18 protein-coding genes are annotated in these 19,863 nt (G+C 63.1%); 9 read left to right on the forward strand and 9 right to left on the reverse strand.

From position 1 onward, the window contains the following. Positions 1 to 21: 21 nt before the first annotated feature. A complete protein-coding gene (miaA, locus tag FQ755_RS34890) occupies positions 22 to 975 on the forward strand; it encodes a tRNA (adenosine(37)-N6)-dimethylallyltransferase MiaA (RefSeq protein ID WP_144162346.1) in 954 nt (317 codons plus the stop codon). Between the two features lie 768 nt (positions 976 to 1,743). On the opposite strand, the gene purM is transcribed toward miaA, so the two are convergent. Further along, on the reverse strand, positions 1,744 to 2,814 hold the full coding sequence (gene purM / locus FQ755_RS34900; RefSeq protein ID WP_144162352.1) for a phosphoribosylformylglycinamidine cyclo-ligase: 1,071 nt from the start codon (positions 2,812 to 2,814) through the stop codon (positions 1,744 to 1,746). A 192-nt stretch (positions 2,815 to 3,006) separates the two neighbouring features. On the opposite strand from purM, the gene FQ755_RS34905 reads away from it, so the two are divergent. From FQ755_RS34905 to FQ755_RS37730, 8 genes are all read left to right on the forward strand, one after another. Further along, complete coding sequence (locus FQ755_RS34905) at positions 3,007 to 4,080, forward strand: AI-2E family transporter (RefSeq protein WP_144162355.1); 1,074 nt, start codon at positions 3,007 to 3,009, stop codon at positions 4,078 to 4,080. 47 nt (positions 4,081 to 4,127) lie between these two features. Next, complete coding sequence (gene hda / locus FQ755_RS34910) at positions 4,128 to 4,886, forward strand: DnaA regulatory inactivator Hda (protein WP_313957492.1); 759 nt, start codon at positions 4,128 to 4,130, stop codon at positions 4,884 to 4,886. After that, positions 4,879 to 5,565: an HAD family hydrolase gene (locus FQ755_RS34915; RefSeq protein ID WP_144162361.1), complete on the forward strand. Its 687-nt coding sequence runs from the start codon at positions 4,879 to 4,881 to the stop codon at positions 5,563 to 5,565. The genes hda and FQ755_RS34915 overlap by 8 nt, the downstream gene beginning before the upstream one ends. Further along, complete coding sequence (pcnB, locus tag FQ755_RS34920; protein WP_144162364.1) at positions 5,562 to 7,154, forward strand: polynucleotide adenylyltransferase PcnB; 1,593 nt, start codon at positions 5,562 to 5,564, stop codon at positions 7,152 to 7,154. Before FQ755_RS34915 ends, pcnB begins: the two co-directional genes overlap by 4 nt. Positions 7,155 to 7,202: 48 nt before the next feature. Then, a complete protein-coding gene (gene folK / locus FQ755_RS34925) occupies positions 7,203 to 7,760 on the forward strand; it encodes a 2-amino-4-hydroxy-6-hydroxymethyldihydropteridine diphosphokinase (protein WP_144162367.1) in 558 nt (185 codons plus the stop codon). Then, positions 7,757 to 8,473 (forward strand): deoxynucleoside kinase, encoded by a 717-nt coding sequence (locus FQ755_RS34930; RefSeq protein ID WP_144162370.1) that lies wholly within the window; start codon positions 7,757 to 7,759, stop codon positions 8,471 to 8,473. Before folK ends, FQ755_RS34930 begins: the two co-directional genes overlap by 4 nt. A gap of 36 nt (positions 8,474 to 8,509) precedes the next feature. Continuing rightward, a complete protein-coding gene (gene panB / locus FQ755_RS34935; RefSeq protein ID WP_144162373.1) occupies positions 8,510 to 9,331 on the forward strand; it encodes a 3-methyl-2-oxobutanoate hydroxymethyltransferase in 822 nt (273 codons plus the stop codon). Positions 9,332 to 9,590: 259 nt separating this feature from the next. Beyond that, entirely contained in the window at positions 9,591 to 9,734 is a 144-nt protein-coding gene (locus tag FQ755_RS37730) for a hypothetical protein (protein ID WP_186308748.1), read from the forward strand. A 94-nt stretch (positions 9,735 to 9,828) separates the two neighbouring features. On the opposite strand, the gene pabB is transcribed toward FQ755_RS37730, so the two are convergent. The 8 genes from pabB to hrcA form a co-directional block, all read right to left on the reverse strand. After that, complete coding sequence (gene pabB / locus FQ755_RS34940) at positions 9,829 to 11,787, reverse strand: aminodeoxychorismate synthase component I (RefSeq protein WP_144162378.1); 1,959 nt, start codon at positions 11,785 to 11,787, stop codon at positions 9,829 to 9,831. 28 nt (positions 11,788 to 11,815) lie between these two features. Then, complete coding sequence (gene dnaJ / locus FQ755_RS34945; protein WP_144162381.1) at positions 11,816 to 12,958, reverse strand: molecular chaperone DnaJ; 1,143 nt, start codon at positions 12,956 to 12,958, stop codon at positions 11,816 to 11,818. Positions 12,959 to 13,226: 268 nt separating this feature from the next. After that, a complete protein-coding gene (gene dnaK, locus FQ755_RS34950) occupies positions 13,227 to 15,248 on the reverse strand; it encodes a molecular chaperone DnaK (protein ID WP_260859022.1) in 2,022 nt (673 codons plus the stop codon). A 91-nt stretch (positions 15,249 to 15,339) separates the two neighbouring features. Then, positions 15,340 to 15,792, reverse strand: a complete 453-nt coding sequence (locus FQ755_RS34955; protein ID WP_144162386.1) for a thioredoxin family protein — start codon at positions 15,790 to 15,792, stop codon at positions 15,340 to 15,342. A 44-nt stretch (positions 15,793 to 15,836) separates the two neighbouring features. Then, a complete protein-coding gene (gene grpE, locus FQ755_RS34960) occupies positions 15,837 to 16,418 on the reverse strand; it encodes a nucleotide exchange factor GrpE (RefSeq protein WP_144162389.1) in 582 nt (193 codons plus the stop codon). A gap of 483 nt (positions 16,419 to 16,901) precedes the next feature. Further along, on the reverse strand, positions 16,902 to 17,309 hold the full coding sequence (locus FQ755_RS34965; protein ID WP_144162392.1) for an RNA-binding S4 domain-containing protein: 408 nt from the start codon (positions 17,307 to 17,309) through the stop codon (positions 16,902 to 16,904). A gap of 51 nt (positions 17,310 to 17,360) precedes the next feature. Beyond that, positions 17,361 to 18,431: a ferrochelatase gene (hemH, locus tag FQ755_RS34970; protein ID WP_144162395.1), complete on the reverse strand. Its 1,071-nt coding sequence runs from the start codon at positions 18,429 to 18,431 to the stop codon at positions 17,361 to 17,363. Between the two features lie 191 nt (positions 18,432 to 18,622). Further along, entirely contained in the window at positions 18,623 to 19,642 is a 1,020-nt protein-coding gene (gene hrcA / locus FQ755_RS34975; RefSeq protein WP_144162398.1) for a heat-inducible transcriptional repressor HrcA, read from the reverse strand. Positions 19,643 to 19,863 lie beyond the last annotated feature (221 nt).

The following is a 19,863-nucleotide window of genomic DNA, read 5'->3' on the forward strand; positions in this document are numbered from 1 at the left end:
GGCGTCGCGGGTGAGCACGTCATGACGCAAAGCACCGTCACGCCCATCGCCTGTCTGCTGGGCCCCACTGCTTCGGGCAAGACCGCGGCGGCGCTCGCGCTGGCGGCGCGCCGGCCAATCGAAATCATCAGCGTGGACTCCGCGCTGGTGTATCGCCAGATGGACATCGGCACGGCCAAGCCGAGCGCGGAAGAACGGGCGCAGGCGCCACATCATCTGATCGATATCGTCGACCCTGCCGATGCCTATTCGGCGGCCGAATTTCGCACCGACACGTTGCGACTGGCTGCCGAAATTTCCGCGCGCGGGCGTGTGCCGCTGCTGGTCGGCGGGACGATGCTGTACTACAAGGCGCTGACGCAGGGCCTGAACGACCTGCCGTCGGCCGACCCCGAGGTCCGCGCGACACTCGATGCCGATGCCGCGCGCGACGGCTGGCCAGCCTTGCATGCCCGGCTTGCTTTGGTCGACCCACCCACGGCGGCACGGCTCGCGCCCAACGACTCGCAGCGGATTCAGCGGGCGCTGGAGGTGTTCATGTTGACGGGCCAGCCGATGTCATCTTTGTTGGCGGCACCTGCACGGACTGACGAAGCGGCGGCAGCGTGGCGCTTTGTGCCGGTGGCGCTGGAGCCTTCGGATCGCAGTGTGTTGCATGCACGGATCGCGGCGCGGTTCGACGCGATGCTGGCGAGCGGATTGATCGAAGAGGTGGAACGCTTGCGGGCGCGTGGTGACTTGCATCCTGGATTGGCGTCGATGCGGTGCGTGGGATATCGGCAGGTCTGGGAGTATCTCGATGGAGCGGTCGACTTCGCAACCATGCGGGATAAGGGGGTTTTTGCCACGCGGCAGCTTTGCAAGAGGCAGCTTACCTGGCTGCGCAGCATGCCTGAGAGGGTTGTCGTGGATTGTTGCGGGGGGGATGCGGTGGGGCGGGCCGTTCGGGCTGTTGAGGATGTTATTGGTCGGTGATTTTTTTGTTCTTTCGGTGGGGTTTTTTGCCTGCGGCGCTTTGGGTTTTTGGGGGTTTTTTCTGTTTTTTTTGGCCTTTCCTTGCTGTCTTATTGGTTTGCCTGCGTTGCCCCTGTGCGGGGCGGCACTTACTTTCTTTGCCGCCGCAAAGAAAGTAAGCAAAGAAAGCGGGCTTCAAACCGCTAGCTCTTAGGTGTCCACCTCTTGCCCGATCCCGGAGTGGTCCGAAACGAGACCATCCCTCGCGTTTCTCCCGCCCGTGACAAAGCGCTCATCCATCCCACTCCGCACCACGTGCGTCGCGGAGGGGTCTACAGGGGAAGGCCGTGCGGGAGAGCGAGGCAGATAGCGTCGGGCTGCTTGTTTCGGACGCGGAGTAGAAAACGCAGCGACATACGGCGCCCTCCTCCAGCCGCGATGAATACCCTGCAGATACATTAGGTATCCTACTGAATCCGCCGAAACTGCCGAAACTGCATACCCAACGGCGGAGCGCGCAGCGCGACGCTGGAACGGATGAGCCCTGTGTCATTAGGAGGCGGCGGTGCGAGGGCACATCTCGTGTTGGGCCGTTCCCGGTTGCAGACCGGGATGGCTCACTACTGGCTAGCGGTTTGAAGCCCGCTTTCTTTGCTTACTTTCTTTGCGGCGGCAAAGAAAGTAAGTGCCGCCCCGCACAGGGGCATCGCAAGCAAACCACTAACAAAGCAAGGAAAGGCCAACAAAAACAAAGAACAACCACCAACCCGCCGAAAGGCAAAAAAACCCTCAAACCACAACAGTCTGCGCCTCACCCTCAGAAGAAGACTCCCGCACAACCCCAATCTTCCAAACCTGCTCCCCGGCGGCAGCCAAAAGCCCAATGGCCTTATCAGCGTCAGCAGCAGCCACAACCACAGCCATCCCAATCCCGCAATTGAACACGCGGTGCATTTCAGCGTCAGCCACGCCGCCATGCTTCTGCAACCACGAGAACAACGGCGGCAGCGGCCACGCGCGGTGATCCAGTTCAGCCGTCAAGCCAGCGCGCAAAACCCGCGGAATGTTTTCAACCAGCCCGCCGCCGGTGATATGCGCCATGCCCTTCACCGCGATCTGTTCCATCAGCGAAAGCAGCGGCTTCACATAAATATGCGTAGGCGCCATCAATGCATCGGCCAGCGAACGGCCGTCGAAGTCCGCGTTCAGATCCGGCTGCGCCCGTTCGATAATCTTACGCACCAGCGAAAACCCGTTCGAATGGATGCCGCTCGATGCCAAACCCAGCACCACATCGCCCGGAGTAATCGTGCTGCCGTCGATGATCTTGCTCTTTTCGACCGCGCCCACCGCGAAACCGGCCAGGTCGTACTCGCCGTCCGGATACATGCCCGGCATTTCCGCCGTTTCGCCGCCGATCAGCGCGCAACCCGCCAGTTCACAACCCTGCGCAATGCCCTTAACAACCGTCGATGCCGTGCCGACGTCGAGCTTGCCGCAAGCAAAATAATCGAGAAAGAACAGCGGTTCGGCGCCTTGCACCAGGATGTCGTTGACGCTCATCGCCACCAGATCCTGGCCCACCGTGTCGTGCTTGTTCAGATGAAACGCCAGTTTCAGCTTGGTGCCGACGCCGTCCGTGCCCGACACGAGCACCGGTTCGCGGTATTTCTTCGGCACTTCGAAGAGCGCGCCAAATCCGCCGATGCCGCCCAGCACGCCGTCACGCATCGTCTTTTTGGCAAAGGGCTTGATTGCGTCTACAAGGGCGTCGCCTGCATCGATGTCCACACCGGCGTCGCGATACGACAGACCTTGGGCCGAATCGGTTGAATGCTGGGCGGATTTCGGTTGATTCATGGGGAAGAGCTCGAAGGTCGGTAAAATGCGATTTTACCCGATGCCGACCAGAGTTGGCGCTTCAGCGCTTACTCTGGTCCCATACAGAGTTGCCGACCCGAGTTGGCGCTTCGGCGTCTACTCGGGTCCCACACCGGCTTACCGGCCCTCTGGCTGGACCTTCACCCGCGCCAATCATCTGGGACACGCATTTTGCAGCAAAACTCGTCGATTCTTACCCCGTATCAGCGCCAGGCCTTTATCTGGGTCGCCATCGCGCTGGCCCTCGGCATCCTGCTGTGGCTGCTCAGTCCGGTGCTCACGCCGTTTCTGCTCGGCGCCATCCTCGCCTACATCCTGCAACCCGGCGTCGCGTGGCTGGTGCGCCGGCGCGTGCCGCGCGGCCTCGCCGCCCTGCTGATGATGCTGCTGTTCACCGCCGCCCTGACGATCATGATCCTGCTCGTGCTGGTGGTGATCCAGAAGGAAGGGCCGCAACTCAAGCAACAGGTGCCCGTATTGTTCGCGCACGTCAGCGCCTGGCTGCAGCCCAAGCTCGCCCTGCTGAACCTCGGCGATTCGCTCGATTTCGCCAGCATCCGCGATCTCATCACCAGCAAACTGGAAGGCAGCGCGCAAACCATCGCGCTCTATGCGTGGACCTCGATCCGCACCAGCGGCAACGTCATGATTACCGTGATCGGCAATGTGGTGATGGTGCCGCTCGTGCTGTTCTATCTGCTCTACGACTGGAACCGCATGCTGGCGCGCCTGCAAGGCTTCGTGCCGCGCCGCTGGCTCGACAAGACCGTGCAGCTCGCGCGCGACATGGACCGGATGCTGTCGCAATACCTGCGCGGCCAGTTGCTCGTAATGGCCGTGCTGGCCGTGTTTTACGCCATTGCGCTGACCATCGCCGGCTTCGAGATCGCGCTGCCGGTGGGCATTTTCACCGGCGTGGCGGTGTTCATTCCGTACATCGGATACGCCACCGGCCTCGCGCTGGCGCTGCTCGCCGCGCTGCTGCAGTTCGGCGACTGGTACGGCTTCGGCGCGGTCGCCGTGATTTACGGGGTCGGGCAGATACTCGAGAGCTTCTTTTTGACGCCGCGCCTCGTCGGCGAGCGGATCGGCATGCACCCGCTCGCGGTGATCTTCGCCCTGCTCGCGTTCGGTCAACTGTTCGGCTTTTTCGGCGTGCTGCTCGCGCTTCCCGTCAGCGCGATCCTCTCGGTAGCCCTGCGCGAACTGCGCCAGGGCTATCTGTCGAGCGCGCTTTACAAGTAATTCACCATGAGTGCACTGGCTCCTCGCCGCATCCATTTCCGGCCTCCATTACTGTGCTTCGTCAACTGACGCTCGATCTCGGCACCCCGCCGCCATCGACATTCGACAATTTCTTCGCCGGCGCCAACGCCGAGCTGGTCACGCGGCTGCGCGAGCTGGAAAGCGCGCTCGCCGCCGGTCCGGTGGCCGATCGCACCTTTTACGTCTGGGGCGAGAGCGGCAGCGGCCGCACCCATCTGCTGCAGGCGCTGATCCACGAGGCGCAGGCCGGACATGCCCGTTTCGTGAGCCCGCAGAGCAGTCTCGCCGCCTTCGCCTTCGACCCGCACGTCGCGCTGTACGCAATCGACGACTGCGACGGCCTGTCCGGCGCGCAGCAGATCGCCGCCTTCAACCTGTTCAACGAAGTGCGCGCACATCCCACCTGCGCGCTGGTGGCCGCCGGCAATGCCGCGCCGATTGGGCTCGCGGTGCGCGAAGATCTGCGCACGCGGCTCGGCTGGGGCCTCGTGTTTCACCTCGCGCCGCTGCCCGACGAAGACAAGGCCACGGTGCTCAAGCACGCCGCCCGCGAGCGCGGCATCGCCCTCGCCGACGACGTGCCGGCCTACCTGCTGACCCACTTCCGGCGCGACATGCCAAGCCTGATGGCGTTGCTGGACGCGCTCGACCGCTTCTCGCTCGAACAGAAACGCGCGGTCACTTTGCCGCTGTTGCGCACGATGCTGGCTTCCCCCGCCGGCAGCGAAGAATTGAGAACGGCAACCGTTTCACCCGCTTCAAGTAAAATGGGCCTCCATGGCTAATCTCGCACTCTTCGACCTCGACCACACCCTCATCCCCACCGACAGCGACCACGAATGGGGCCGCTTCATGGTGAAACACGGCATGGTCGACGCCGAAAACTTCGCGCGTGAAAACGATCGCTTCTTTGCCGACTACAAGGCCGGCAAGCTGGACATTCACGCCTATCTCGTCGCCATGCTGACGCCGCTCGCGAAATATTCGCGCGCACAGCTCGCCGAGTATCACCAGATGTACATGCACGAGGTGATCAAGCCTGCCATCGTGCCGGCCGCGCTCGAACTGGTCCGCCAGCACCGCGAGGCCGGCGACCTGTGCTGCATGGTCACCGCCACCAACGAATTCATCACCGGCCCGATCGCCGCCGTATTCGGTGTCGAGAAGCTGATCGCCTGCGAAGCTGAAACCGTGGACGGCCAGCCGCACTCGGACTACACCGGCCGTCCCACCGGCACGCCCAGCTACAAGGAAGGCAAGATTGTCCGTACCGAGGCGTGGCTCGCTTCGCTCGGCAAGACATGGTCGGACTTCGAGCGCAGCTATTTCTACAGCGATTCGCACAACGACATCCCGCTGCTCCAAAAGGTCACTGACCCGATCGCGACCAATCCGGACGACACGCTCCGCGCTCACGCGCAGGCAAACGGCTGGCGCATCCTCGAACTCTTTCAACCCACGTGATCAAAAAATTTATCCGCAAACTGTTCGGACAGGATCCGGCACCCGCTGACGACACCGCACCCTCCGAAGCAGACCAACCAGCCCGCGCTCCGGCGCGCGCCGCTCAGGGCGACGCCGCTGCCGCCAAACCGTCACCACGCCGCAAAACCGCGCGCGACACCGGCAAGGCTACCCGCGATCCCGACGTGCCGGTAATCATTCCGGCCGACGTGCACGGCATCAACCCGGCGCTGATTTCGCGCAACGCGATTCGCGTCACCGAAGGGCTGCAGCAGGCGGGCCACCGGGCATTTATCGTCGGTGGCGCGGTGCGCGATCTGCTGCTCGGCATTGCCCCGAAAGATTTCGACGTCGCCACCGACGCCACCCCCGAACAGGTGCAGAAGCTGTTCCGCCGCGCACGCATCATCGGCCGGCGCTTTCAGATCGTGCACGTGCAGTTCGGCCAGGAAATCATCGAAACCTCGACGTTTCGCGCCCTCGTCGATCCGCCCGCGGCCGACGCCGCGCCGCCGCGGCGCCTCAAGCGCGATGAACTGGACCGCCGCACTCACGCCGTCGACGCCAGCGGCCGCGTGCTGCGCGACAACGTCTGGGGCGAGCAGCACGAAGACGCCACCCGCCGCGACTTCACGATCAACGCGATGTACTACGATCCGGCCACGCAAACCGTGCTGGACTATCACAACGGCATGGCCGACATGCGCGCCCGCCTGTTGCGCATGATTGGCGATCCGGCCACACGCTACCGCGAAGATCCGGTGCGCATGCTGCGCGTGGTGCGCTTTGCCGCCAAGCTCGGCTTCGAGATCGAAGACACCACTCGTGCGCCGATCACGGAAATGGCTGACCTGATCAACAATGTGCCGGCCGCGCGTCTGTTCGACGAAATGCTCAAGCTGATGATGTCGGGCCACGCGCTCGCCTGTCTGAAGCGGCTGCGTCAGGAAGGGCTGCATCACGGCCTGCTGCCGCTGCTCGACGTGGTGCTCGAACAGCCGCACGGCGAGAAATTCATCACGCTCGCCCTCACCAACACGGACAACCGCGTTCGCGCCGGCAAACCGGTTTCGCCGGGCTTCCTGTTCGCCACGCTGCTGTGGCACGACGTGCAGCAACGCTGGCAGGCGTTCGAGGCAAACGGCGAATATCCGGTGCCCGCGCTGCACCGCGCGATGGACGAAGTGCTCGACATGCAGACCGAGAAGCTCGCCATTCACAAGCGCTTTTCCTCGGACATGCGCGAGATCTGGGGCTTGCAGTTGCGCCTTGAAAAACGCTCGGGCCGCAGCGCGCTGAAGCTGATGGAACACCAAAGATTTAGAGCGGGGTATGATTTCCTCCTGTTGCGCTGCGAATCCGGTGAACTCGACGAGTCGGTGGGTACGTGGTGGACGGAGTTCATCGAAGGAGACGCCGTCGCGCGCGAGACGTTGCTCACGCAAGGCGGGAAGGACCGAAGCCCCAAGAAACGACGGAGGCGCAGCAGTGGCGCCAGGAACCGCAAACCGGGTGACGGAATGGAGGGCGGCACGCCAGTCGACCGCGCAGCAGACGACGTGAGCCAGGGCGGCTCGCACGAAGACTGACGCGGCCAGGCTGCTGGCCGCCGAACGATAGTCGCAGGAAGTTATGCCATGACGGTTGCTTATCTCGGCCTCGGCGCGAATCTCGGGGACGCGCGCCAGACCCTGAAAGACACAGTGGTGTGCCTGGCACAACAGCACACCATCACCGTGCTCGCCAGGTCGAGCCTGTATCGCACCGCCCCGATCGACGCCGGCGGTGACGATTACCTCAACTGTGTCGTGAAGCTCGAAACGACGCTGACGGTGCGGCATCTTCTCGCGCTGTGTCACAAGATCGAACTGCACTTCGGCCGCGAGCGGCCGTTTCGCAATGCACCGCGCACGCTCGATCTCGACATCCTGCTGTACGGCGATCAGGTGATTGACGAATCCGACCTGAGCGTGCCGCATCCGCGCCTCACCGAGCGCGCTTTCGTGCTGGTGCCGCTCGTCGAACTCGATCCTGATTTGATCATTCCCCAACGTGGCCGCGCCGACGCGTTTCTCGCCGCCGTCGCGGAGCAACGCATCGAAAAGATGAAGTCGCCCTGCCAGTGTCCGGTGCTCAATGCGCTGGGCGGCGGCAGCAACGAAAGCGCCCAGACCACCAAAGGCCGTTGCTCATGAGCATCATTCCGCTGACGGTCACGGCGCCGCAGTTGCGGCCGCCGTTTGGCTACATTGCGATCGAGGGGCCGATTGGTGTCGGCAAGACATCGCTGGCGCGGCGCCTCGCCGAACGATGGTCCATGCATACCTTGTTCGAGCGGCCGCAAGACAATCCGTTTCTCGAACGTTTCTATCGAGATACCGCGCGTTACGCGCTGGCGGCGCAACTGCATTTCGCGCTGCAACGTGCGCAACAGGCGCAGGAAGTGGCCGCGATACACGCCGTCGGCACGCCGCTGATCGCCGATTTCATGACGGATAAAAACGAAATCTTCGCGCGGCTGACGCTGCCCGAAGACGAATGGCAGCTATACCGCGCGCTTTCGGCACGGGTCGACGTGCAAACCTTGCGCGGCATCGCCGCCGGCAGCCCCGGCGCCGCGCCGGCCCCGGATTTCGTCGTCTATCTGCAGGCCAGCCCGGAAGTGCTGTTCGCGCGCATCCAGAAGCGCGCCATCCCGATGGAATTGCAAATCTCCGACGCGTATCTGCACGCCCTGTGCGACGCATACAACGAATTCTTCTATCACTACGACCGCACGCCCGTGCTGACGGTCAATGCCGAACATCTGAACCCGCTCGACTCGGACGCGGACCTTGCACTGCTCGTCGAACGCATCGAAACGATGCGCGGGCGCAAGGAATTCTTTGTCAAAGGCACGTCGCTCTGAGCGACAACGCCCTTTCTTTTTGCAACGGAACACCCCATGACCTATTTGCAGGAAACGAGCCGGAACGCCATTACCGTTCCGAAACTGCAGGCAATGCGCGACGCGGGCGAAAAAATCGCCATGCTCACCTGCTACGACGCGAGCTTCGCGGCGCTGCTGGACCGTGCCGGCGTCGACGTGATGCTGATCGGCGATTCGCTCGGCAATGTGGTGCAAGGCCAGACCACGACGCTGCCGGTCACGCTCGCCGAGATCGCCTATCACACCGCCTGCGTGGCGCGGGCCCGGCCGACGGCACTGATCGTCGCGGATCTGCCGTTCGGCACCTATGGCACGCCGGAAGCCGCCTTCGCCAGTTCCGTGGAATTGATGCGCGCGGGCGCCCAGATGATCAAGCTGGAAGGCGGCGAGTGGCTGGCCGATACGGTGCGGTTCCTCGTCGAACGGGCCGTGCCGGTTTGCGCGCACGTGGGCCTGACGCCGCAGTCGGTGCATGCCTTTGGCGGCTTCAAGGTGCAGGGCAAGACGGAAGCCGGGGCCGCCCAGTTGCTGCGCGATTCGCTGGCCGTGCAGGACGCGGGGGCGCAACTGATCGTGATGGAAGCGGTGCCTGCTCCAGTCGCCACCGAAGTCACAAAGCAGCTACGGATTCCGACTATCGGCATCGGCGCGGGCGTGGAATGTTCGGGCCAGGTGCTGGTGCTGCACGACATGCTGGGCGTGTTCCCAGGCAAGCGGCCGCGCTTCGTGAAGGACTTCACGCAGGGCCAGCCGAGCATTTTTGCGGCGGTCGAAGCATACGTGAAAGCGGTGAAGGAAGGCTCGTTCCCGGCGCCGGAACATACCTTTTTATTTTGAGATTGATCGGTCTTTAGTTTTGCCGGGTTGGTGGCGTGATTGTCGGCCGGGTGGGTGGCTCAGATAAGCTGGCGGCGATCTGAAAGCACCTGTATTCGACGGGCGTGCTTTCGGGCGCGTCCGTCCCGCCGAGCCATCTTTCGCGCCGCCCGGCGCTTGTGTTCCGCTTTGGGACCCGTCCGATTCCCCCGCGACGGCCTGGCGTCTATCTTCTTCGATCCATTGCCGCGGCCCCGCCGCGAACCGAAGAGAGACGTCCATGAGCCCGTTTTGCCTGATCAACGTCGCGGAAATCCGCGATCACGCCGCCACCGCGCCTGAGTGGCAGGAATCCATTTTTTGCGCACGCCTGAACGGTCTGAGTGCGTGGGTGACGCGCCTGCTGCGGGTTGGGCGTGGCTGAATTTTCGTTAGCTCGCCGCTATTCCCGCTTTGCCCTGCACGATCAAGCGGACCCGCGCGGCAGCGCGTGACCACACCGGCAAGCCCGGTTTGATTTATCCGACCACGCGTGCCGGCAATGCGCCCCGCAAGGCATTGCAAACCAAAAGTGCCTGCGCATTCAACACGTCGTCCCGCGTCAGCACACGCTCTGCGGCGTCCAACCCGGCGTCTTCCAGCAGCACGCCTCGCATGACGCCCGGCAACACGCCCGACGACAACGGCGGCGTCCACCAGCGCCCGCCGAGCTTGACGAACACATTCGAGCGGCCGCCTTCGGTCAACTCGCCGCGCTCGTTGAAAAACAGCGTATCGAAAGCGCCGAGCGCCTCCGCGCTGCGCCAGCCGCGGTCGTAGTCGGCGCGGCGGGTGGTCTTGTGATGCAACAGCGCGTCGCTTGCCTCGGTCGCGGCGAAACCGTGATCCGGCGCCAGCAGCACGCCCACTTCGCCATTGGGTAGAAGTGGTAGCGGTGACAGCGGCGCGGCGGCAATCTGCACCGCGCCGCTTTTGCCGAGAGCGAGCCGTATCCGGTGCGGCGTCTCTGCTGCCAACGAATCGCACTGTGCCGCGATACGCGCGCGCAGGTCCTCTTCGTCGAACCTGAAGCCGAGCCACGCCGCGCTCGCTGCGAGCCGTTGGAGATGACGGGCGAGATACCGGACGCCCGCCTCGCGCGTGGCATACATGGTCTCGAACAGTTCGAAACCGGGATCGGCGTCGGTCAGGAAACGGGCTTTCAATTGACACTCCGCATATTCGTCAGCCGCGACGCTGTCCAGCACGATCCCCGCGCCGACTCCCATGCTGCCGCGACGCCCGTTCGCGCCGTGCGAAGGCGCGTCGAGCGTCAGCGTGCGAATCGCGACGGACAGGCAGAAATCACCGCAGGCGTCGTGGGCGCTATCGTTCCCTTCGGCATCCAGCCAGCCGATCGTCCCCGTATAAAGACCGCGCGGCGTGCTTTCGAGCGTCTCGATCAACTGCATCGTGCGATGCTTCGGCGCACCGGTGATCGATCCGCATGGGAACAACGCACGCAGCACGTCGACGAATGACGTCCGCGCGCGCAATCGTGCCTCGACGGTCGACGTCATCTGCCAGACGGACGCGTAGGGCTCAACCGCGAACAACGCCGGCACCTTGACCGAGCCGGTCTCGGCGACCCGCGACAGATCGTTGCGCAGCAGATCGACGATCATCACGTTTTCGGCGCGGTTTTTGGGGTCGTTGCGAAGAAACTCGGCGGCATGGCGATCGGCAACTGGGTCGTTCGGCACCCGCGCCGCGGTGCCTTTCATCGGACGCGCACGCAGCGTCGTCCCCACCTTCTCGACAAACAGTTCCGGCGAGCACGACAGCACCCACCGACCGCCCGGCAACGCGATCAGCGCGCCATACGGCACCGGCTGGCGCGCCCGTAGACGCCGATACAGCGCAACCGGCGCGCCGAAGACATCGAAGCCGAGCCGGTACGTGTAGTTGACCTGATACGAATCGCCGGCTCGCAGCGCGTCGTGAATTGCGCTGATCGCCGCTTCGAACTGCGCCGGATCGACGCTGGCTCGCACGCCAGCCGTCCCGGCCACAGACGGCTGCGCCGCGCCGCCGTCGCGTTGCGCAAGCCAGGCGTCGGCTTCGTCACGCGAGAGCTTCGTGCATTGCTCGAACAATAAAAAACGCAGCGTGGCATCGCCAGGCTGCGTTTTATCCAACTGGGAAGACGGCTGGCCGGAAGGCGTAGAGGTCGCGCCGTGAATGGCCGCGCCACGCGCCGACGCTTCAGCCCCGCGTTCCAGCACAAGCCGATGGCCGAACTCATAATCGCCCAGCACCACCGCCTGCAGACCGCGGCGCAGATCGGCCGCCACCGCCTCGCACACGGCATCGAGCTGAGCCGCGTCGGCACACACGTGTTCGTGCGCAAACCGCGTGTACAGACGGCTCGAGCGCCGCGCCGTGCTCGCGTCGCAATCGTCGAGCAATGCGAACACGGCGCCGCGATCATCCACCATCTTGCCTACCGCCAGCTTCAAACTGCCATTAATCGAAGAAGCTCTTCACACGATCGAACCAGCTCTTGCTCTGCGGGCTATGGCGCGCACCGCCCTCGACCAGCGACTTCTCGAACTGCTGCAGCAACTCGCGCTGCGGTTCGGTGAGTTTGACTGGCGTCTCGACCTGCACATGCACGTACAGATCGCCGGCAATGCTCGAACGCAGCCCCTTGATGCCCTTGCCGCGCAGACGGAACGTCTTGCCCGACTGGGTGCCTTCGGGTACGGTGAAGCTCGCGCGGCCCGCCAGCGTCGGCACTTCGATCTCGCCGCCGAGGGCGGCGGTAGTGAACGGAATCGGCATCTGGCAATGCAGGTCGTCGCCGTCTCGCTCGAACACCGAGTGCTGCTTGATGTGAATCTCGACGTACAGGTCGCCTGACGGACCGCCATTGATGCCCGGCTCGCCGTTGCCGGCCGAGCGAATGCGCATACCGTCGTCGATACCCGCCGGAATCTTCACTTCCAGCGTCTTGGTTTCCTTCACCTTGCCAGCGCCGTGGCAATGCAGGCATGGGTCGGGAATATGGCTGCCGGTGCCGTGGCACTTCGGACAGGTCTGCTGGATGCTGAAAAAGCCCTGCGACATGCGCACCGAACCCGCGCCGTTACAGGTTGGGCAGGTTTCAGGCTTGGTGCCGGGCTTCGCGCCCGAACCGTGACAGATTTCGCACGAAACCCAGCTCGGCACGCGAATCTGCGTGTCGTAACCGTGCGCGGCCTGTTCCAGCGTGATTTCCATGCTGTAGCGCAGATCGGCGCCGCGATAAACCTGCGGACCGGCACGGCCGCCACCGCCGCGTGCAGCGCCGCCGGCCGCCTGGCCGAAGATGTCGCCAAAAATATCGCCGAATGCATCGGCGAAGCCACCGAAGCCCTGCGCGCCGGCACCGCCCATGTTGGGGTCGACACCTGCGTGGCCATACTGGTCGTATGCGCCACGTTTCTGCGAGTCCGATAGCATTTCATAGGCTTCCTTCACCTCTTTGAAATGCTCTTCCGCATCCTTGTTGCCCGGATTGCGGTCAGGGTGATGCTTCATCGCCAGCTTGCGATAAGCCTTCTTGATTTCGTCGTCGCTCGCGTTCTTCGCGACGCCCAGAACCTCGTAGTAATCCCGTTTCGCCATATCGGTTCAACGCCCTCCGCGCAGCAAGGCGCGGCGGCTCCTCTTGAATGCTGGAGTCTTGCGACTCGTCCGGCCGCTGCTCGCCCGCCGATTAAGCGGCTTAAGCAACGCCCTCCATAAAACAAATGTGCCCGGAGAGCCCAAAAAGGCTCACCAGGCGCGATAACCGCTTTACAGGTTCATGCGCCCGAAGCCGGGCGCAAACCGTTTTGCAGCCGAGCCGCACACATTGCTGTGTGCGGCTTTACGGTCAATTGGCGACCTGGCTTTAGTCCTTCTTCACTTCCTTGAACTCGGCGTCGACCACGTCGTCTTCCGGCTGGCTCGCGCCACCGGCCGAGGCACCACCCGGCGCTGCACCGGCAGCACCTGCCGCTGCGCCTGCGGCACCTTGCTCGGCCTGCATGTCGGCGTACATCTTTTCGCCGAGCTTCTGCGAGGCCGTGGCCACGACTTCGATCTTGGCTTCGATCGCCGCCTTGTCGCTCGAACCGCTCTTCAGCGTTTCTTCGAGGTCCTTCAGCGCGGCTTCGATCTTTTCCTTCTCAGCCGCTTCCAGCTTGTCGCCGTACTCGGTGAGCGCCTTCTTCGTGCTGTGGACCAGCGCATCGCCCTGGTTGCGGGCATCGGCAAGTTCGCGCAGCTTGTGATCTTCCTCAGCGTTCGCTTCGGCGTCCTTCACCATCTTTTCGATTTCGGCTTCCGACAGACCCGAATTCGCCTTGATGGTGATGCGGTTTTCCTTGCCCGTGGCCTTGTCCTTCGCACCGACGTGCAGAATGCCGTTCGCGTCGATGTCGAAGCTCACTTCGATCTGCGGCACGCCGCGCGGCGCCGGCGGAATGCCTTCGAGGTTGAATTCGCCCAGCAGCTTGTTGCCGGCTGCCATTTCGCGCTCGCCCTGGAACACCTTGATCGTCACGGCGCCCTGGTTGTCGTCCGCCGTCGAGTAGACCTGTGCGTGCTTGGTCGGGATCGTGGTGTTCTTGTTGATCATCTTCGTCATCACGCCGCCGAGCGTTTCGATGCCGAGCGACAGCGGGGTCACGTCGAGCAGCAGAACGTCCTTACGGTCGCCCGACAAAACCTGGCCCTGGATCGCGGCGCCCACGGCCACGGCTTCGTCCGGGTTCACGTCACGGCGCGGTTCCTTGCCGAAGAATTCCTTAACCTTGTCCTGCACCTTCGGCATACGCGTCATACCGCCGACCAGAATCACGTCGTCGATCTCGCCAACCTTCACGCCCGCGTCCTTGATGGCCATGCGGCACGGTTCGATGGTGCGTTCGATCAGTTCTTCCACCAGCGCTTCGAGCTTCGCACGCGTAATTTTCAGGTTCAAGTGCTTCGGACCCGACGCGTCTGCAGTGATGTACGGCAGGTTGATTTCGGTCTGCTGGCTCGACGACAGTTCGATCTTGGCTTTTTCAGCCGATTCCTTCAGGCGCTGCAGCGCGAGCACGTCCTTCGACAGATCGACGCCTTGTTCTTTCTTGAACTCGCCGATGATGTAGTCGATGATGCGCTGGTCGAAATCTTCACCGCCGAGGAACGTATCGCCGTTCGTCGAGAGCACTTCGAACTGCATTTCGCCGTCAACGTCGGCGATTTCGATGATCGACACGTCGAACGTGCCGCCACCCAGGTCATACACGGCGATCTTGCGGTCGCCCTTTTCCGCCTTGTCGAGGCCGAACGCGAGCGCGGCAGCGGTCGGTTCGTTGATGATGCGCTTGACTTCCAGACCGGCGATGCGGCCGGCGTCTTTGGTCGCCTGACGCTGGCTGTCGTTGAAGTACGCGGGAACCGTGATCACTGCTTCCGTGACCGGCTCGCCGAGGTAGTCTTCAGCGGTCTTCTTCATCTTGCGCAGCGTTTCCGCCGAGATCTGCGGCGGCGCCAGCTTCTGGTCGCGCACTTCGATCCATGCATCGCCGTTGTCGGCCTTGATGATCTTGTACGGCATCAGCGCGATGTCTTTCTGCACTTCCTTTTCTTCGAAGCGGCGGCCGATCAGGCGCTTGACCGCGTACAGCGTGTTCTTCGGGTTGGTGACCGACTGACGCTTCGCAGGCGCGCCGACGAGAATCTCGCCGTCTTCCATGTAAGCGATGATCGACGGCGTGGTGCGCGCACCTTCCGAGTTCTCGATCACCTTGACCGAATTGCCTTCCATGATCGCCACGCACGAGTTGGTCGTGCCGAGGTCGATGCCGATGATTTTGCCCATTTTACTAATCTCCTGACTTTGATCGCTGCGGTAGGGTGCCTTGAGCCCATCTGGCGGCAAGGCAACCCGCCTTCAATTCAAACCTGCACTCAACATAAGTGCGTCCGCATCGTTTTCAAGACCTTGAACACAATGCGGTCTTTAATTTTTTTCAATCGCCGACGCCTTGGGGATTGCCGCAATTGCCTTCAATCGACCCGCCGTCCGGGGCGCTGTTCGCGGCCTTCGCCCGAACCTTCTCCCGTGCGGCCGCCACCGCTGCTTCGAACTGCCCGAGGCCGTGCCAGCCGGTTGCCCGGCCAAGCCGCTTGCCACGGTGAAAGAAGAACCACGTCGGCACGCCGTGCAACATGAAGCGGCGGCCCAGATCGCGGTGCTCGTAGACATTGCTGTGAAACCATCTGAGCCCGAGTGCACGAATCGCCTCGGGTTGCGCCAGCATCGCCTTCTTCGCTATTTCACAGTTGAAGCAGTCCAGCCCCCAGAAGAACACCACGGCCAGTTCGTCGCCAGCGGCTTCGAGCGCGGCGTCGAACGACTCCGCGCTCAACTCCTGCATCTCGAACACGGCAAAGGCCGTGGCGTCGACGGGAAGGTTGGCCATGATAGCGAGGTGTTCACCTGGACAGCTCTGAGCGAACCGGCCGGTTACTTCGGCTGCGCGACGGTGACCAGCGCCGGACGCAATACGCGGTCGGCGATCACAAAGCCCTTTTGCAGCACGGAGACGATCGTGTTCGGTTCCTGCTCGGCCGGCACCATGGAGATAGCCTGGTGACGATGCGGGTCGAACTTCTCGCCGGCCGGCGGATTGATGGCGACGACGCGGCCCTTCTCGAGCGCACCGTTCAACTGACGCAGCGTCAGCTCCACCCCTTCGCGGACCTTCTGCAGGTCGTCGGAAGAGTGCGCCACGGCCGCTTCGAGACTGTCGACCACCGGCAAGAGGTGCTCGGCAAAACTTTCGATCGCAAACTTGTGAGCCTTGGCGACGTCTTCCTGCGCGCGGCGGCGCACGTTTTCGGTCTCGGCCTTGGCACGCAGGAAGCTCTCCTGCAGATCGGCAATCTTGGCCTGCGCCTCGGCCAAAGCGGCTTCGACACCTGCCGGTTCGGCGGCACCCTCAGCCGGGCTGACTTCCGGATGGGCGGCGGCCTCGGCGGCCTGGCGCGCGGCTTCTTCGGCGGGCGTGGGATTCTGGCTCGTCGGGTTCTCTTGCGTGTTTTCCATGTCGCTGAAAGTCGTTAAAAAGTTAATGCCAGGGGCGGCCGCATTGTGTACTGACGGCGCTCGTTCGAGCGTTGCAAAAACACCACAGCAGCCACCGCTCTTCGTCCGATAAGTTGGGGGCCTAAAGCACGATTTCAAGCGGTCAAAACGACGTTTCTGCACCGCAGCAGTGCGGCAGAAATGCCTCGTTACAACCATTACTCTGACTTCATCAGAATGAGATTGAGCGGGGTCGAGGACTGACCTAAACTGCTCATAAGCGTCAGGGAAGGCACGTTTACCCTACCCGGTTATATACCACTTCAATCAACCCATTAAACGTTCGTTCGGCATCCTTTCGGGGGAGTACCGTGAAACTGACCTTCGCAATATCCGTGGTCGCCTTGGTGCTCATCGCGGGAACCACGACCATCTGCATGTCCGGGGCCGTCAACGACAGCACGACCGAATATGGCGGCGTTCACGCCACCATGGAACAACTGTTCAATCCTCACGCGAAAGTTTGTCGATAGTGCGCCGGTCGCGCTTGGTCGGACGTCCGTGCAAAGCGGCGGCCGGTTCGCGATACGTCTTGCGCCGTTCCTGTTCCACCTGCCGCTTCACCTTGCTCTCTTCCGTCTCCGCATAAAGCGTCTGCGCCACACTTGCCGGACCGCGCACGTCGCACATACCTAACACCTCGACCTGCCAGATGACCCGTTCGATCTCGATTTCAACGAGGTCCCCGACGCGCACGTCCTTTGCCGGTTTGACCGTCGCCCCGCCGATACGCACGTGGCCCTTATCGACAGCATCCGCCGCGAGCGAGCGCGTCTTGTAGAAGCGTGCGGCCCATAGCCATTTGTCGATGCGCAAACGCGCACCAGGTTCGGAGGAAATCCTGTAGTTCATCGCTCAGTCTGGCGCCCGGCGCCCATTGAAACCGCTGTCACACCTGCCTCTTCACGCCTCGACCACGCCCTGCAGGGACGCCGTCTGCACCGGCCAGCCCTGCAGGTTCTGCGCGACGATCTCGCCGAGCGCGGCAATCCACGCCTGCGAGGTGTTCAGGCACGGAATGCGGTGAAACTCCTTGCCGCCCGCGTGGACGAACTCGTCGCGCACTTCCATGCCGATTTCCTCGATAGTCTCAAGGCAATCGGCCGTGAAACCCGGACAAAATACATCGGCCCGGCGCACGCCTGCGCCGCCCAGTTCCTTCAGCGTCGGCGCCGTATACGGCTGCAGCCATTCGGCCTTACCGAAACGCGACTGAAAGGTGATGCGGCATTCCACCGGGCTCAGTTCGAGCGCCTGCATCAGCAGCGCCCCGGTTTGCTGACATTGCTCGTGATACGGGTCGCCGAGGTCCAGCGTGCGTTTCGGAACGCCATGGAAACTCAGCACCAGCTTGTCGCCCGCCGCGAAGTCAGGACGGCCATGCGCGTGCCAATACTGGTGCACCTGTGCGGCCAGCGCCGCGATATAGGCCGGATGGTCGGCATATTGCCGGACGGTGCGAATTTCAGGCTGGTTGCGCATGCGCCCGAGCGCGGCAAACGCGGCGTCGAAGGCCGTCGCCGTGGTGGACGAAGAATATTGCGGGTACATCGGCATCAGCAACACCCGTTCGGCGCCCGCCAGCTTGAGCTGGTTCAGCATGTCCGGGATACCCGGCACGCCGTAGCGCATGGCGAAATCGACCAGCACGGTGTAGTTGTTCGCCTGTAGCAGATGCCGCAGCGCTTCCGTCTGCTTCTCCGTGAACACGCGCAACGGCGAGCCTTCCGGCGTCCACACCGCCGCGTACTTACGCGCCGAGGAGCGCCCGCGAAACGGCAGGATCAAAAGCCGCAAGATGAGTTGCCAGGCAAGCGCGGGAATTTCGACCACCCGCGGGTCCGACAAAAACTGCGCGAGGTAGCGCCGCACGGCCTTCGGCGTTGGAGCGTCGGGCGTGCCCAGGTTGATCAGCAGCACCGCAACACGATGGGCTGTGGCGGGCTGAGATGGCCGCTCGAGGTCGAAACGCATAGGCAACAGGGTGAACCGCTGGCGGCGGAAAGTCGTTTCAGGTGGAATCCATTATAGCGGCGTGCCCCGCGCCACCGATACCTGGCCGTTCGGCCAATTGGCAAGCGCCGCGCCGCCCGGCATGATTACCGGCATGAGCTTCGGGTTCCTGCCGGAGATCCACAGCACGTTGTGACGGCGGCTATGCTGACTTATTGCTGGCTAAGCGTGAGCGAAAGCAGCCGCGCCGTAATGTCGACAATCGGAATCACGCGGTTGTAGGCCATCCGCGTCGGTCCGATCACGCCGAGCGTGCCGACGATCTTGCCGTTCACTTCATACGGCGCGGTCACCACGCTCATTTCTTCGATCGGCACGAGGTTCGACTCGCCGCCAATGAAAATCTGCACGCCCTGGGCGTGACTCGACACGTCGAGCAACTGAAGGAGGCTGGTCTTTTGGTCGAATACGTCAAACAGCTTGCGCAGCCGCGCCATGTCGGAAGACAGGTCGGCCACTTCGAGCAGATTTCGCTCGCCGGAGATCAACACGGTCTCACCGGCGTCGGTTTCGTCGGTGCTGGCGGTGACGGCGGCGTGCATCAGCGTGGTCATGTCGCCACGCAGTTCGTCGATCTCTTCGCGCAGACGCCGGCGCACCTCGTCGAACGACAGGCCGGCAAAATGCGCGTTGATGTAATTGGATGCCTCCACCAGTTGCGACGGCGAGAAGTCGCGCTGGGTCGCCATGATGCGGTTCTGCACGTCGCCTTCGGGCGTGACGATGATCAGCAGGATGCGCTTGTCGGACAGGCGCATGAACTCGATCTGCTTGAACACGTGGCTGCGCCGCGGCGTCAGCACCACGCCGGCGAATTGCGACAGGCTGGAGAGCACGCTCGCGGCGGCCGCGACGATTTTTTGCGGCTCGCCTGCCTGCAGAGTGGTCTTGACGGTGCGGGTGACGGCTTCCTCGTCGGCGGCGGACTCGACGGTGAGCATCGTGTCGACGAAAAGGCGATAGCCACGCGGGGTAGGAATGCGACCCGCCGAGGTGTGCGGGCTGATGACGAGCCCCAGCTCCTCCAGATCGGACATCACGTTGCGGATAGTCGCCGGGCTCAGTTCCAGGCCGGAATAGCGGGACAACGTGCGCGAGCCGACCGGCTGACCTTCGGCGATATAGCGCTCGATCAGCGTTTTGAGGAGGGTTTGTGCGCGGGGATCTAGCATGACGGAAAATTTTAGCTTAATGATGCGACAACCGCGAGCGCTAACAATATCAGCCTGGATGGGCGGGAAATCTGGCGCAAGCCCAACCCGCGTTGGCGGGCCCGCCCAGCAAGACAACTTCTCGCGGCAATCCGCGCCCGTGGGTTCGTCGTGGCGCCGGGCTCGCCTCACGCATCCCCGTCGTCAGGACCTGAGCATTCTAACGAGAATCCTCCGCCGCG

The sequence above is a fragment of the Paraburkholderia sp. BCC1885 genome, assembly GCF_900996235.1.
Taxonomy (GTDB): Bacteria; Pseudomonadota; Gammaproteobacteria; order Burkholderiales; family Burkholderiaceae; genus Paraburkholderia.